The sequence below is a fragment of the Pseudohongiella acticola genome (genome assembly GCF_001758195.1).
Taxonomy (GTDB): Bacteria; Pseudomonadota; Gammaproteobacteria; order Pseudomonadales; family Pseudohongiellaceae; genus Pseudohongiella; species Pseudohongiella acticola.
In genome coordinates, this window is record NZ_MASR01000001.1 from 360,074 (window position 1) to 374,205 (window position 14,132).

The following is a 14,132-nucleotide window of genomic DNA, read 5'->3' on the forward strand; positions in this document are numbered from 1 at the left end:
CGGTTATAATCAGTCGCTCTGGCTAAACCTAGTTTTGACAAAGCGGGAATTGATTATGATTGCAAACAGTTACAAGCACGTATTTATGGCTCTGCTAATGGGCGGCACCCTGGTCCTTGGCGCATGCTCCGACAACAGCGAAGCGCCTGAGGAGCTGGAGAACATGGCAGAACAGGCCGCTGATACCGCCAATGAGGTGGCTGAAACAGTGACTGAAGCTGTTTCCGATGCTGCCGACTCCATCAGCGATGAGATCGACGGCAATCCGGTCGTGGTCATGGAAACCAGTATGGGCAGCATTGAAATTGAATTATGGGCTGACCGGGCTCCGATCACTGTTGCCAACTTCCTGCGCTATGTCGACAACGACCTGTACAACAACCTGACCTTTCACCGCGTGATCCCTGGCTTCATGATTCAGGGTGGTGGCTACAACAGCGATTTTGTCGAGGTCTCGGGTTATCCGGCTATTACCAATGAAGCTGATCCGTCACTGGAGAATGATCGAGGCACCCTGGCGATGGCACGTACCAATGTCGTAGACAGCGCAACCAGCCAGTTCTTCATCAACCTGGTCGATAATGACTTCCTTAATCAGACCGGCAGAACGCCCCAGCAGTTTGGTTATGCCGCCTTTGGTGAGGTGGTTAGTGGTATGGATGTGGTCGATCAGATTGCTACGGTGGAAACCGCTAACCGCAACCAGCACCAGAATGTGCCGGTTGAACCCGTTGTCATCGAGTCTGTCACTCGACGTTAATCAGCGTTTGTGTATCGGCGTTACGTTGGCAGGAGCGGCTCTGACAAAGACCGCATCCTGCTGCGACGTCGCCGGCTGTTCCAGCCAGAGCGGATCATCTGACAGGGTATCAGGCTCAAAACCATCCACCGCCTGCATGAGAATACGGCGGATGCTGCCCAGATCAAGCTCGGTACAGGCTGCCTGAAGCTCGTTCAGCATGGGTTCCAGCACTTCCCATGGCAGGTAGTCTTCCTCTGCCCGCATGATTTTGGGATGCTCGGTGCCAGTAACCGATTCACCAATCAACAGCTCTTCGAACAGTTTCTCTCCTGGCCGCAGGCCTGAGTATTCGATTGCTATATCGCCGCGATAGGAATTTTCATCCCGCACATCGTAACCCATCAAGTGGATCATCTTCCGCGCCAGGTCCACAATTTTGATCGGGTCATGCATGTCGAGAACAAACACATCGCCACCGCTTGCCATGGAACCGGCCTGAATAACCAGTTGAGCGGCTTCCTCTACGGTCATAAAATAACGGGTAACCTCAGGGTGCGTCACGGTGACCGGCCCCCCTTCACTGATTTGCCGTCGGAACAAAGGCACTACCGACCCCGATGACCCCAGGACATTGCCAAAACGGACCATGCTAAAGCACGTCGTGCCCTGAGTGGCGGTGAGTGCCTGCAGCACCTGTTCGGCAAAACGTTTGGTGGCGCCCATGACGTTGGTAGGCCGGACCGCTTTGTCGGTAGAGATCAGAACAAAGTGCTGCACACCACACTGTTTTGCTGCGAGCGCAGAAACCGCAGTACCAAAAACATTGTTGTGAACCCCTTCAACGACATTGCGCTCAACCATGGGTACCTGTTTATAGGCAGCCACATGGTAAACCGTATCGACCCCGAACCGTGTCATCACGGCATTCATCTGGCCCTGATTACAGACGTTGCCCAGCAAAGCAATAATTTCAGGCTCTTCCGCACTGTCGCTCTCAGGCAGGGAGTCGCGCAGCGCCTGTAATTCAAGTTCTACGTCATAGAGACCGAATTCGAAACTGTCGAGTAATACCAGTCTGGCGGGACGCAGACTGATTATCTGCCGGCACAGCTCCGAACCGATAGACCCGGCGGCACCCGTCACCAGGACAGATTTGCCCGTGATACATGCCCCCATCAGACCCTGATCCGGCGGTACAATATCACGCCCCAGAAGGTCCTCAATATCAATGTCCCGAACTTCATCGACATGCACTTTACCCGAGCGCATATCGAACAGTTCCGGCACTGTTTTTACATGGACCGGCAAATGTTCAAGTCGATTGAGAATCTCTTTACGCTCAGCATGGCTGGCGGAAGGCATGGCCAGCAATATCTGTCGGACCGAAAAATTGGTAATCAGATCAGCCAGAGCCGATGGGCTGTAGACACGAATACCATGAACAATGCTACCAACGATGTGACGACTGTCGTCAACAAACGCCACCGGCAGGTATTGGTCACCATTCTGTAAGGCTGCCACCAATTGCATACCGGAACTGCCAGCGCCATAGATTATGACGGGCTCTTTGGGACGAAAGTTCTGAATCAGGCTCTGCAGTGCTATTTTGGCTACAAAACGACTGCCGCCAATAAACAGCAGAGCCAGCATCCAGAAGATGGGCACGGCGGCATTATTGGCCTGCGGAAATGAAAATACGAGGTAATAACCGCCCGCGAAAAAAAGTGCGGCAATGGAGACACCCTGCAACACAATAAACCCGGACTGCACACCCATATAGAGCAATAGTGCCCGGTATAGGCCAATGCGAAAGAATACCAGCACACTGATCAGTATGGCGACGCCGGTAAACACCGTCATTCTATCCGCCAGTGGACCCGCGCTTATACCAAGCATGCTAAAAGACAACCAGGCAGCCGTTGCCAGCATGAATCCGTCAACCAGCATTAACAAAGCCTGCTTAACGTTTCTCGATAGCGGTATCGTGTATAGGTTCATACCTGGTCCTTTGATTCGAAGCCTTTGCGGGCACCGCGATCGGTCCCTGCTCCTAACATGGCGGCTAACAACATTAACGGTACTATACCAGAGATTGCCAGCACTACCCCATATTCAGGGTATACCGTCGCCAGCCAGGCCAACGGTAGCAGCCACACAAGATTTACCGCGGTCAGCACAATTGCCACCCTGGTATGACTATTCAGCCGGCGAGCCAGATGCTGATAGGCATGGGTACTATGCCCCTGAGTCACACTATGGCCGGATAGGCACCGACGCAGCAAGGTGAAGGTGGTATCCGCGATAAATACACCCATCAGCAGCACCCATACCCAGACTGACAGGCTGCCATTAAAATGACTCAGCAACCCGAGTAAACCCAGAAAGAATCCGAGGAATGTGCTGCCGACATCACCCATGAACAGGCGGGCTGGTGGCATGTTCCACAGGAAGAAACCGGATGTTGCGACAAACAGCCCGACACAGGCCCAGATCAGGCCAATCTCAGACGCAGGCAACAGGAAGGCAGCAGCGCCACTGACAAAAAGACATTGCCCCGCTGCCAGCGTATCGATACCGTCCATAAAATTGTACAAATTAAGTAGCCACACCAGAGCCACCATTAACAGTGCCGACATCAAAACAAAGGGAAGTTCTACCACGCCGCTGAAAAAGGGTTCAGGAACAGGGCCTAGAAGCGCGAGGGCAACAAACGCTGACAACAGATGCAGTGGCAATCTGATTTTGACTGACAGCGACCGAATATCATCAGCGAATCCAGCTGCTGCTACCGGCAGCGCACACAGAAGCACACTGAACTGAAACAGGCTTAAGAGATTCAGACTGGCAAGTATCGAGAGAAAAACATAAATGCCGATTACAATCGCGAGACCACCCCCGCGCGGAGTGGCCTGAAGATGCGCACTGCGGTCTACAGGCATATCCATTAGCCACGTTGAACCGCGGCGAACAAGCACCGCACAAAGCAGCCAGGACAACAGGAATATTCCTGGCAACGCGAACCAAACCAACATAGTGAGCCCATCATCCATCGCCAGCTGTTAGCAGCAGCGGGCAAAATAATAAAATGCCGACACTCTCATTCAGGGAGCCCCGACACAGGGCTCCCATTCTACCGTATGCTGGTTGGTCGCGTCCTCAGTCGGTTGAGTCCGACAGTAAAATTCGTGAACGATTGCGCTCCAGTGTCGCCGGGCCGATACCGCTGACTTCCTGCAACTGCTCGACCGTCTCAAAGTCACCATTTTGCTCTCGGTAGCTAATAATATCCATGGCCCGGGTTTCGCCCACTCCATCCAGAGCCAGCGCGAGCGTTTCGGCATCTGCAGTATTGATATTGACCTGATTTTCAATACTTATTTCGGGCGCAACTGGTTCGTCCTGCGCCAGAGTTACGGGCATGGTAACCACACCCAGGCAGGCCAACAGGCCAAACAGGAGAGAACACAGACCAGCCTTGCTAAAACGTTTTGATATTTGCATATGGAAACTCCTTTTCCAGATTTCATTTTCAGATTTCAGTACATCTACGTGATAGCCACTTATCACTTTTAGACAGGGGCTGATCAGTGTTTAGCACAAATTCTACTGCACGCCAGAAATTTCTTGCTGTATCAGTGCCAGTTTTTCTATCGGCTCCCGGGCACGGGTAATCGGTCTACCTATCACCAGGTAGTCACTGCCCTGCTGTATTGCAGCGGCGGGCGTCACGATACGTTTTTGATCGTTGGCGGCATCACCCTGAGGCCGGATACCCGGGGTGACCAGCAGAAAATCCTTACGCAGCAGCATTCTGAGCTCACTGACTTCTGCAGCAGAGCAGACCACGCCGTCCATACCGCATTCCTGTGCCAGTGACGCCAGTCGCTGTACCTGCTCCAGCGGTGATCGTGCTACGCCCTGAATCGCCAGATCATTTTCTGCCAGACTGGTTAACAATGTCACCGCAACCAGTAGTGGTTTATGTTCGCTATTATCGACAGCATCGCGTGCTGCACGCAACATGTCCGAACCGCCGGCTGCATGCAGCGTCAACATCCAGACCCCAAGATCCGCTGCTGCCGCTACAGCCTTGTTAACAGTATTGGGAATATCATGGAATTTTAGATCAAGAAAAATATCAAAACCCATGTCTGCTACCCTTCTGACCAGATCCGGCCCATATCGGGTAAACAGTTCCTTGCCTATTTTTACCCGGCAGCTTGATGGGTCAAGTTGACGTAAAAGCGCCATCACATCATTGTCACTGGCCATATCCAGGGCAATAATTATTTTATTCGGATCTTGCACGGTATCGCCTCCAACGGTTTCCACGTCAATTTGCAGGCAACCTGAGTTGCCGTGTGTTCTCAGTCTGTTCTGGTGGGTTTAGCACCGGAACGTTTGGCCAACTCCTTTTCCAACGCCCGAATACGAAAACGTAAGCGGGTATCCCGAATCAGGCCAGCGCCTATCAACAGCCCTGTCAGCCCACCCATACAGAAGGTGATAATCAGCCAGAATGACAACGGCCTGACGGCGAACTCATAAAAGCCAAATGACAATGCGACCGGTTCCGTATTCCACATTGAGAAGCCGACACTCAGTATAAAAATCAACAACAATAACAGAAACATCAACCAACGCTTGAGTCGTTGCACAACAGTCAGCTCCCGGTAGACGAAAGTTTAGTGTCTTACAAATAAAAACGGCGCCATTCTTGCGAATACGCCGTTTTATATTTGTGCTTACAATGCTCTGAATCACGCCATACCAGGATGGTTAATGCTCCAGGGTATTATTGACACGGTCTCTCAGTTCTTTGCCTGGTTTGAAATGCGGAACATGCTTTCCACTGAGCGCCACCGGTGTCCCGGTTTTCGGATTACGTCCGATCCGGGGCACACGGTAATGCAGTGAAAAACTGCCAAATCCGCGAATTTCAATCCGGCCACCTTCTGACAAAGCCTCAGACATATACTCAATGACCGCCTTAACGGCAAACTCGCAATCTTTAGCTGACAGTTGCGACTGTTTGGCGGCTATGCGCTCGATAAGCTCAGACTTTGTCATGACAGGTTCCTTGAGTTAGTTATTTCTTTTCCATTTGGGCTTTGATCAGGTCACCGATGGTAGTCGGGCCGGAAGCCGCAACGTCCTGGTTCTTATGATCCTGAATGGCGGCTTTCTCGTCATCCATTTCAATGGCTTTTACAGAAACGCCAAGCACTCGGTTCTTGCGGTCAACACTGACCACTTTAACGTCAAGCTGGTCGCCTTCTTTCAGCACATTACGGGCGTCTTCTACCTTGTCCCGGCTAATTTCGGAAGCACGCAACATGCCTTCAACGCCATTACCCAGATCGACTGTGGCAGACTTGGCTTCGACGGCCGTGATGGTTGCCTTGACTATGCTGCCTTTCTCAAACTCGCCAACGTAGTTCGCGAACGGATCTTCAGACAGCTGCTTGATGCCAAGGGAAATGCGCTCACGCTCTGGATCAACAGACAGAATGACGGTTTCAATTTCGTCGCCTTTTTTGTAGGCACGAACCGCATCTTCACCTGATTCATCCCAGGAGATGTCAGACAGGTGAACCAGACCGTCGATGTTGCCATCAAGCCCGATAAAGATACCGAAATCAGTGATTGATTTGATGCTACCGGAGATCTTGTCGCCTTTCTTGAACTGCTCGGCAAAACGATCCCATGGGTTCTGGAAGCACTGTTTGATACCCAGAGAGATACGACGACGTTCTTCGTCTATGTCCAGGATCATCACTTCTACTTCGTCACCCAGCTGCACAATCTTGGATGGATGAACGTTTTTGTTTGTCCAATCCATTTCCGACACGTGTACCAGACCTTCAACGCCTTCTTCCAGCTCGGCGAAGCAGCCGTAGTCAGTCAGATTGGTAACGCGTGCCTTGACCTTGGTTTCTTCCGGGTAACGGGCTTTGATATCAACCCATGGATCTTCACCCAGTTGTTTCAGGCCCAGAGATACACGATTACGCTCGCGGTCATACTTCAATACTTTGACTTTGATCTCGTCGCCGACATTGACGATTTCGCTTGGGTGCTTAATGCGCTTCCACGACATGTCAGTAATATGCAGCAGGCCGTCTACACCGCCCAGATCGACGAATGCGCCGTAATCTGTCAGGTTCTTGACGATACCCTTGATAACAAGACCTTCCTGCAGGCTTGCCAGCAACTCATCACGCTCTTCCGAGCTGACTGCTTCCAGCACAGCACGACGTGATACCACAACGTTGTTGCGCTTCTGATCCAGTTTGATCAGTTTAAATTCAAGCAGCTGACCTTCCAGATGCGTGGTGTCGCGAATCGGACGAATGTCGACCAGAGAACCTGGCAGGAACGCACGGATATTGTTGAGGTCGACAGTGAAACCGCCTTTGACCTTTCCGTTGATAATACCTTTGACCACTTCGTTCTTTTCGAAAGCCGCTTCCAGCTCCATCCAGGACTCTGCCCGTTTGGCTTTCTCTCTGGACAGTCGTGTTTCACCAAAACCGTCTTCGACGGCTTCCAGTGCTACTTTGACGATGTCACCAACTGACAGAGAAAAACTGCCGTTCTCATCCAGGAACTGGCTTTTGGGAATAACGCCCTCGGACTTGAGTCCGGCGTGGACGGTAACCCAGTCAGAATCGATATCGATAACTGTGCCGTTGACGATGGCGCCAGGTGTCATATCAACATCAATCAGACTTTGTTCAAATAATTCAGCGAAACTTTCACTCATGTTTAATCCTGTAAATTAAATTAGCCGTCAAAAGGTACCAGGAGGCACGTTCTGCAGCTTCAGTACAACCGCACACCAGCATGTACGGGCCAATGACAAAAAGCCCGCTGATGGACAATGCTGGCTCCATCATCAGGCCGGGTACTCAGTCTAACTTGTTGCGGTCCTGCTTGGGTCTTGCCTGAATCTGGTTCGATTCAGTCGTGCCTGCCGGTTCAGATTCACCGGACTGTTTTGTTCATATTTTTTATTTATAACTTTGCAATTGTTCAGATTTTTACAGCATGGATTCACGCTTTTTATTTACCATGGCCAGTATCTGACTGACCACTTCCGGGATGCTCATCCGGGTTGTATCGACGACGATGGCATCATCAGCCGGTCGCAGTGGCGCAACCGCCCTGCTACTGTCCCGAGCATCACGCGCATTGATATCCGCTAAAAGGTCGCCGATATTAACATCAATACCCTTTGCAATCAACTGCTTATATCGCCGATCTGCACGCTCTTGCGCAGACGCTGTCAAAAACACTTTCTGCAGTGCATCAATAAACACCACAGTGCCCATGTCGCGCCCATCCGCAACAAGGCCCGGTGCCTGCCGGAACGCTCTCTGGCGCAGCAATAGCGCTTCCCTGACCGCCGGCAGCGCCGCAACGACGGAAGCCATGGCGCCCGCTTCTTCATGGCGTATATGCGCTGACACCTCTTCGCCCTGCAGCCAGACGCTGTCGTCGCTACCGGTACCAAAACGAATGTCCAGCGCCGGGACCAGTGCTGCCACTCGCGGTTCGTCTTCCAGTGCTACCGCACTGCGCCTGGCAGCCAGCGCCACTATTCTGTAAAGCGCCCCGCTGTCCAGGTAGTGCCAGCCCAAAGCAGACGCCAGCAAACGACTGACCGTCCCCTTGCCTGCGCCACCAGGCCCGTCGATTGCCAATACGGGAACCGCATCGCCCTGAGTCTCAGTCATCGGGCCCCCTGCCTTTTATCAAATCGTGTTGTCATGATGTTCGCTCCAGCGCTAACCCAAAGCCCAGTTTCTGCAATTGGGCGAGTAACCCCGGATATTTGTCGACAAATGCGGCAAACCCGGTCAGTTCAAGCCGGCCCGATACTCGCTGCGCGAGCACGATGCATAACAAGGTGAATTCAGGGTCATTGCGACAGGCCAGCACACCCGATGCCAGCAGCGAGCGCGATACGGTAATGACGTCGTCCGTCCATTCAATGTTTGCACCAAGCGCCTGCCATGCTGTGATCGCGCCCGTTATACGGGCATTGTCGGCCAGATTGGCAACTCGCAGGCAGGTTTTACCGTCCGCCAGCATTCCGGCGACAATATAACCCAGAACCTGTTCCTCAACCGCTGCCAGCTTATTGCCCTCAGGCAACACATCGCCGGCGATGACGCTGAAATCAAGCTCACAACTATCAAGCGCCGACGGTTTAACCAGTACATCCAGTAACGCTTGCCCAGAATCCTGATTGCTCATCAACTGCAAATCGGCGCCCATTTGCTGGAATGCCTGCAGCGGATGTTCATGGCCATCTGCGCCCGCATAGACACAACGCAGTGTCAGTCGTGACTCAGCGACACTGCTGGCAGCCAGCGCCAGTGCCAGTATGACAAAATCATTAGCCGGCAATTCAGTGCCTGGCGACAAGGGCCGGTTATTGGTTGTTTGCTCAGCCTCGCAACCCTGACCCGCTACCAAATCAGCGTCCGGCTCGCTACCATAAACAGTCACACTGGCTTGCTCGGGGCCAACCACAGGCACGCCGGCAGCCCGCAAGGCCTGAATCAGCGCCAGAGTCTCGCCGTCCTCTGGAATGCCACGCAACAACGTGACCGCATCGCGACAGGCAGCGTCCTGCAAGTATTGCCGGGCCGTATCTACTGACGCAGCGGCCCTGAATTCACCCTGTAACGACAGACTGGGGCGGCATACCAGGGAGCCAGTGTCCTGGGAATGCTCCGCGAACACGCGAGGTTTAGTCTCGGGCTTTTGAAATCGTTGATAGAATTCGTCTCTAACGTGTTTCGCACGGGAGAATTCCCGGGTCATTGCAGCGCCATCAGCACGTAGTAGAACCGATCGCATTTTCTGCAAAGACTCAATATAGGCATCAAGTATATCAACCGTTGCCTGTGAGTTAGCGAGAAAAATATCTCGCCACATGACCGGGTCACTGGAGGCGATACGGCTGAAATCAGCAAACCCGCCAGCAGCATAATCGAAAACCTGCTGCACACGGTCCGGTTCGCTGATGCTGTCTACCAAAGTATTCACCAGGGCAAAGGCCAGCAGGTGTGGCAGGTGGCTGGTGCCTGCGAGTACGCGGTCATGACGCTCCGCACTCATGGCATGAATGTCCGCACCCAGACACTGCCACAAGGCCATGACCGTGCGCACTGCATCAGTATCATTATCGGGTTGAGGAGTGAGAATGACCTTGCGCTTATCAAACAGGTCTGCACGGGATGCGGGGTAGCCACTACGCTCGGAACCCGCAATCGGGTGTCCAGGCACAAAGCGACAAGCCCTTGCCCTCAGCACCTGCCGTGCATCCGCCACCACATTTCCTTTTACGCTGGCGGCATCGGTAATGATGACGCTGTCATCGACCAGCTCAATGAGCTGTTCAAGGATGGCTCGCACCGACTGGGTCGGTACTGTGATCATGATTAAATCAGCTTCCGGTGCCAGCGTGGCAAGGTCGGTGGCGTAGGCATGGATACTGCCATCCAGCATGGCGGTGTGCAGTACGGTTTCATCACGGCCGACAGCAAGTATGCGCTGGCATGCATTGCTCGCGGCCAGTCCCCGGGCAATCGAGCCGCCAATCAGACCCAGCCCGACAATAAGAACGGTTTTATTCTTGAGCAGCGTCATGGCTCAGACCCGGGCTCTGGGATAAGAACCGAGGTTCTTGATTTTGACAGCTCGGCCAGCGAGTTTGCCGAACACGTTTTTGACGGCATCGTCCTGCATGTGGCCTTCAAAATCGACAAAAAACACATAGGACCACATGCTGTCACGGGCTGGACGCGTTTCGATTCGGGTCAGGCTAACCTGAAAATCATCAAACGGCTCAAGCACCCTGAATAAGGCGCCTGGCTTGTTCTCGGTGTAGACCAGAATGGACGTTTTGTCCTGTCCGGTCGATACCCCTGCTACCTGATGTTCAGTTCCGAGCGCAGCATGCTCGCGCGCCATCACCAGAAAACGGGTGGTGTTGTCCTGCCGGTCCTGGATTCGGTCAGCGACCACTGTCAGGTCAAAAAAACGGGCCGCAACCTCCCCGGCAATCGCTGCCGTCGCTGGGTCATCAGCCGCCAGGCGCGCCGCTTCTGCATTGCTGCTGACCTCACATAGCTCCATGTCGGGATAATGTGTGCGCAGCCAGAGTCGGCATTGGCCAAGGGACTGTTTGTGCGACACGATGCGCCTGACTTCAGACAGTCGCGCGGGGTCTTTCAACAGGAGATTGTGTTCAATAGGCAAATAAATTTCCCCGACAATCGTCAGGGACGTATCTATCAGACAATCCTGAGTGCTGTTGACGGCACCTTCAGTGGAATTTTCCACCGGCACAACACCAAAACCGGCATTGCCCGCCTCGACTTCCAGAAAAACGTCGTCGATATTTGCCACGCTCAGGCGCTCTTGGGCATCGCTGTGGCCAAAAAACCTGTCTACTGCCGCATGTGAGAAGGTACCCGGCGGACCCAGAAATGCAATCCGGTCAGGCACCTCACTCATCATCAGCCTCGCCGCTTTGCGGCTTATTTTCGACGACCGCATGTTCTGATACGTCGCCTTCAATCACATCCTCGACGACATCGTCAGGCAACTCATCGGCGGCATCAGCGACCGGCTCAACACCCACCAGCAGCTCGTCTTTCTTGAGCTTGATCAGCCGTACGCCCTGTGTGTTTCGGCTAAGCACTGACACTTCATCCACGCGGATGCGTACCAGTGTGCCTTTATTGGAGATCAGCATGATCTGGCCGCCATCTGCCACCTGAACCGCTCCGACCAGCGAGCCATTGCGTTCACTGGTCTGCATGCCGATGACACCCTGGCCGCCACGGCCATAAACAGGGAATTCAGCAACATCGGTTCGCTTGCCATAACCATTTTCACTGACCGTCAGCACCTGTTCGCCTTCTTCAGGAATGATCAACGCTATCATTTCCTGGCCCGGCGCCAGGCGGATACCGCGCACCCCGCGGGCTGTCCGGCCCATGGTGCGCACGCCAGCTTCATTAAACCGGAGCACCTTGCCGCCGCTACCAAACAACATGATGTCGCGCTGGCCATCGGTCAGTGCAGTGCCTACCAGGCGATCGCCCTCGTCCAGTTCAATGGCTCGCAGGCCCACACTGCGTGGACGAGAGAAACTTGTCAGGGAGGTCTTTTTAACCGTACCCATGGCGGTTGCCATGAAGATGAAATAACCCTCAGTGTATTCGCGTATCGGCAACATGCTGGTGATTCGCTCACCTTCTTCCAATGGCAGAATATTGACCAGAGGACGCCCCCGCGATGCGCGGCTGGCCAGCGGGATATTGAATACACGCAGCCAGTAAACTTTGCCGGTGCTGCTGAAGCACAACAGGGTATCGTGACTGCTGGCAATCAACAGGTGCTCGACCACATCTTCATCTTTCACGGCAGCCGCTGCTTTACCCATGCCGCCGCGACGCTGGGCGTGATAATCGGTCAGTGGCTGCGATTTGGCATAACCACTTCGTGAAATCGTGACCACACGGTCTTCCTCGGATATGAGGTCCTCCATGCTCAGGTCCAGCTGCGATCCGACAATTTCGGTGCGGCGCTTGTCGCCATAATTGTTGCGCACCAGGTTGAGCTCTTCCCGCATTACTTCGAACAGGCGAACATCACTGCCCAGAATCTCAAGAAAGTCCGCAATTTGTTGCAGCAAATCCTTGTAATCATTGATAAGTTTCTCGTGCTCCAGACCCGTCAGGCGGTGCAGACGCAGATCCAGAATGGCTTGTGCCTGAGCGGGAGACAGATAGTACTCCTCGCCTTTCAGGCCAAATTCAACCGGTAATTCTTCCGGCCGGCACGAATCCGCACCGGCCTCGCCCAACATGGCCAGGACGCTGGTCGACAGCCACGAACGTGCAAGCAGCTTTTCTTTTGCTTCTGCCGAACTGGGCGACTCCTTGATAAGCTGGATGACTGCATCAATATTGGCCAGTGCGACCGCCAGACCTTCCAGAATATGGCCTTTTTCGCGGGCCTTGCGCAGCAGATAGATGGTCCGGCGTGTGACCACTTCCCGGCGGTGACGGATAAAAGACTGCAGTATTTCTTTCAGGTTCAGCAGCTTCGGCTGACCATCTACCAGCGCCACCATGTTAATGCCAAACACCGATTGCATCTGGGTCTGGGCATACAGGTTATTCAGCACCACTTCACCAACTTCTCCACGGCGAAGCTCTATCACCACGCGCAAACCGTCTTTGTCCGATTCGTCACGCAGTTCCGTGATGCCTTCTATCTTCTTTTCCTTGACCAATTCGGCAATTTTTTCCACCAGCCGCGCCTTGTTCAGCTGATAGGGTATTTCCGTGATGATAATGGTGGGCTTGTTGCTCTTTTCATCTTCGATGATTTCCGCGCGTGCACGCATGTAGATGCGGCCACGACCGGTTTTGTAGGCTTCGACAATGCCAGCCCGGCCATTAATGATGGCCGCCGTGGGGAAATCAGGGCCCTTGATATGCTCCATCAGATCATCAATGGAGATATCCTCGTCATCCATCAACGCCAGGCAGGCATCCACAACCTCCGTCAGGTTGTGAGGCGGAATATTGGTTGCCATGCCGACAGCGATGCCCGAGGAGCCGTTTACCAGCAGATTGGGAACCTGTGTCGGGAAAACATCGGGAATACGTTCGGTGCCATCATAGTTGTCGGAGAAATCAACCGTTTCCTTGTCCAGATCTGCCATCAGATCGTGGGCGATTTTGGCCATGCGAATTTCGGTGTAACGCATTGCTGCAGCCGAATCACCGTCTATCGAGCCAAAGTTACCCTGGCCATCAACCAGCGGGTAACGCAGGGAGAAGTCCTGTGCCATACGTACGATGGTGTCATAAACAGCAGAATCGCCATGTGGATGGTATTTACCGATAACATCACCGACCACACGAGCGGACTTTTTGTAGGGCTTGTTCCAGTCGTTCGACAGCACGTTCATGGCAAACAGCACGCGTCTGTGTACAGGCTTGAGCCCATCCCTGACATCCGGTAACGCACGACCAACAATTACGCTCATGGCGTAGGCAAGGTAGGATTCACGCATCTCGCTTTCGAGCGAAACAGGCGATATCTGGTTTGTAGATTCCGTCATATTTTACAGGCTCTCATACGGACTGTAAGCGGCTCATCCAAGCGCGCCCGGGGCAGTCCTTTCGGCAGTTCTTTCGGCAGTTCTTAAAGTAGCAATCGCCGATCGATAAAATTGATCAATACTACCACAAATGCCCCGCAGCCGGACACAAAAATACGGTTTAATATCAAGCTCCTGCTTTACTGCAATATTCGTTATAATCGCCGCTCTGATGACCTCAACCGGAGCCGC

At 53.3% G+C, this 14,132-nt stretch carries 12 protein-coding genes; 1 reads left to right on the forward strand and 11 read right to left on the reverse strand.

Annotation, left to right across the window (positions count from 1 at the left end; all coding sequences use genetic code 11):
- Nucleotides 1-55 precede the first annotated feature (55 nt).
- On the forward strand, nt 56-760 hold the full coding sequence (locus tag PHACT_RS01595; protein ID WP_317622234.1) for a peptidylprolyl isomerase: 705 nt from the start codon (nt 56-58) through the stop codon (nt 758-760).
- On the opposite strand, the gene PHACT_RS01600 is transcribed toward PHACT_RS01595, so the two are convergent.
- From PHACT_RS01600 to gyrA, 11 genes are all read right to left on the reverse strand, one after another.
- The gene (locus PHACT_RS01600; RefSeq protein WP_070115619.1) at nt 761-2,740 is read right to left on the reverse strand and encodes a nucleoside-diphosphate sugar epimerase/dehydratase; all 1,980 of its coding nucleotides are present in this window, start codon (nt 2,738-2,740) and stop codon (nt 761-763) included.
- Entirely contained in the window at nt 2,737-3,681 is a 945-nt protein-coding gene (locus PHACT_RS01605) for an MraY family glycosyltransferase (RefSeq protein WP_169819364.1), read from the reverse strand. The genes PHACT_RS01600 and PHACT_RS01605 overlap by 4 nt, the downstream gene beginning before the upstream one ends.
- Before the next feature lie 217 nt (nt 3,682-3,898).
- Nucleotides 3,899-4,243, reverse strand: coding sequence for a ComEA family DNA-binding protein (locus PHACT_RS01610; protein ID WP_070115621.1), 345 nt, complete (start codon nt 4,241-4,243; stop codon nt 3,899-3,901).
- A 102-nt stretch (nt 4,244-4,345) separates the two neighbouring features.
- On the reverse strand, nt 4,346-5,074 hold the full coding sequence (gene pyrF / locus PHACT_RS01615) for an orotidine-5'-phosphate decarboxylase (RefSeq protein WP_317622235.1): 729 nt from the start codon (nt 5,072-5,074) through the stop codon (nt 4,346-4,348).
- 35 nt (nt 5,075-5,109) lie between these two features.
- Nucleotides 5,110-5,400 (reverse strand): lipopolysaccharide assembly protein LapA domain-containing protein, encoded by a 291-nt coding sequence (locus PHACT_RS01620; protein WP_139141399.1) that lies wholly within the window; start codon nt 5,398-5,400, stop codon nt 5,110-5,112.
- Between the two features lie 121 nt (nt 5,401-5,521).
- Nucleotides 5,522-5,812, reverse strand: coding sequence for an integration host factor subunit beta (ihfB, locus tag PHACT_RS01625; RefSeq protein ID WP_070115623.1), 291 nt, complete (start codon nt 5,810-5,812; stop codon nt 5,522-5,524).
- 19 nt (nt 5,813-5,831) lie between these two features.
- Complete coding sequence (rpsA, locus tag PHACT_RS01630; protein WP_070115624.1) at nt 5,832-7,508, reverse strand: 30S ribosomal protein S1; 1,677 nt, start codon at nt 7,506-7,508, stop codon at nt 5,832-5,834.
- 277 nt (nt 7,509-7,785) lie between these two features.
- The gene (cmk, locus tag PHACT_RS01635) at nt 7,786-8,481 is read right to left on the reverse strand and encodes a (d)CMP kinase (protein ID WP_070115625.1); all 696 of its coding nucleotides are present in this window, start codon (nt 8,479-8,481) and stop codon (nt 7,786-7,788) included.
- 31 nt (nt 8,482-8,512) lie between these two features.
- On the reverse strand, nt 8,513-10,405 hold the full coding sequence (locus PHACT_RS01640; RefSeq protein ID WP_070115626.1) for a prephenate dehydrogenase/arogenate dehydrogenase family protein: 1,893 nt from the start codon (nt 10,403-10,405) through the stop codon (nt 8,513-8,515).
- A gap of 3 nt (nt 10,406-10,408) precedes the next feature.
- Complete coding sequence (pheA, locus tag PHACT_RS01645; protein ID WP_169819365.1) at nt 10,409-11,278, reverse strand: prephenate dehydratase; 870 nt, start codon at nt 11,276-11,278, stop codon at nt 10,409-10,411.
- Complete coding sequence (gene gyrA, locus PHACT_RS01650; protein WP_070115628.1) at nt 11,268-13,901, reverse strand: DNA gyrase subunit A; 2,634 nt, start codon at nt 13,899-13,901, stop codon at nt 11,268-11,270. The genes pheA and gyrA overlap by 11 nt, the downstream gene beginning before the upstream one ends.
- Nucleotides 13,902-14,132 lie beyond the last annotated feature (231 nt).

Bases quoted from the DNA above. Each gene is read 5' to 3' on its own strand.
- rpsA (WP_070115624.1), bottom strand. From the start codon at position 7,508: ATGAGTGAAAGTTTCGCTGAATTATTTGAACAAAGTCTGATTGATGTT.
- PHACT_RS01610 (WP_070115621.1), bottom strand. From the start codon at position 4,243: ATGCAAATATCAAAACGTTTTAGCAAGGCTGGTCTGTGTTCTCTCCTG.
- ihfB (WP_070115623.1), bottom strand. From the start codon at position 5,812: ATGACAAAGTCTGAGCTTATCGAGCGCATAGCCGCCAAACAGTCGCAA.
- pheA (WP_169819365.1), bottom strand. From the start codon at position 11,278: ATGATGAGTGAGGTGCCTGACCGGATTGCATTTCTGGGTCCGCCGGGT.
- PHACT_RS01600 (WP_070115619.1), bottom strand. From the start codon at position 2,740: ATGAACCTATACACGATACCGCTATCGAGAAACGTTAAGCAGGCTTTG.
- PHACT_RS01640 (WP_070115626.1), bottom strand. From the start codon at position 10,405: ATGACGCTGCTCAAGAATAAAACCGTTCTTATTGTCGGGCTGGGTCTG.
- gyrA (WP_070115628.1), bottom strand. From the start codon at position 13,901: ATGACGGAATCTACAAACCAGATATCGCCTGTTTCGCTCGAAAGCGAG.
- cmk (WP_070115625.1), bottom strand. From the start codon at position 8,481: ATGACTGAGACTCAGGGCGATGCGGTTCCCGTATTGGCAATCGACGGG.
- PHACT_RS01605 (WP_169819364.1), bottom strand. From the start codon at position 3,681: ATGCCTGTAGACCGCAGTGCGCATCTTCAGGCCACTCCGCGCGGGGGT.
- PHACT_RS01595 (WP_317622234.1), top strand. From the start codon at position 56: ATGATTGCAAACAGTTACAAGCACGTATTTATGGCTCTGCTAATGGGC.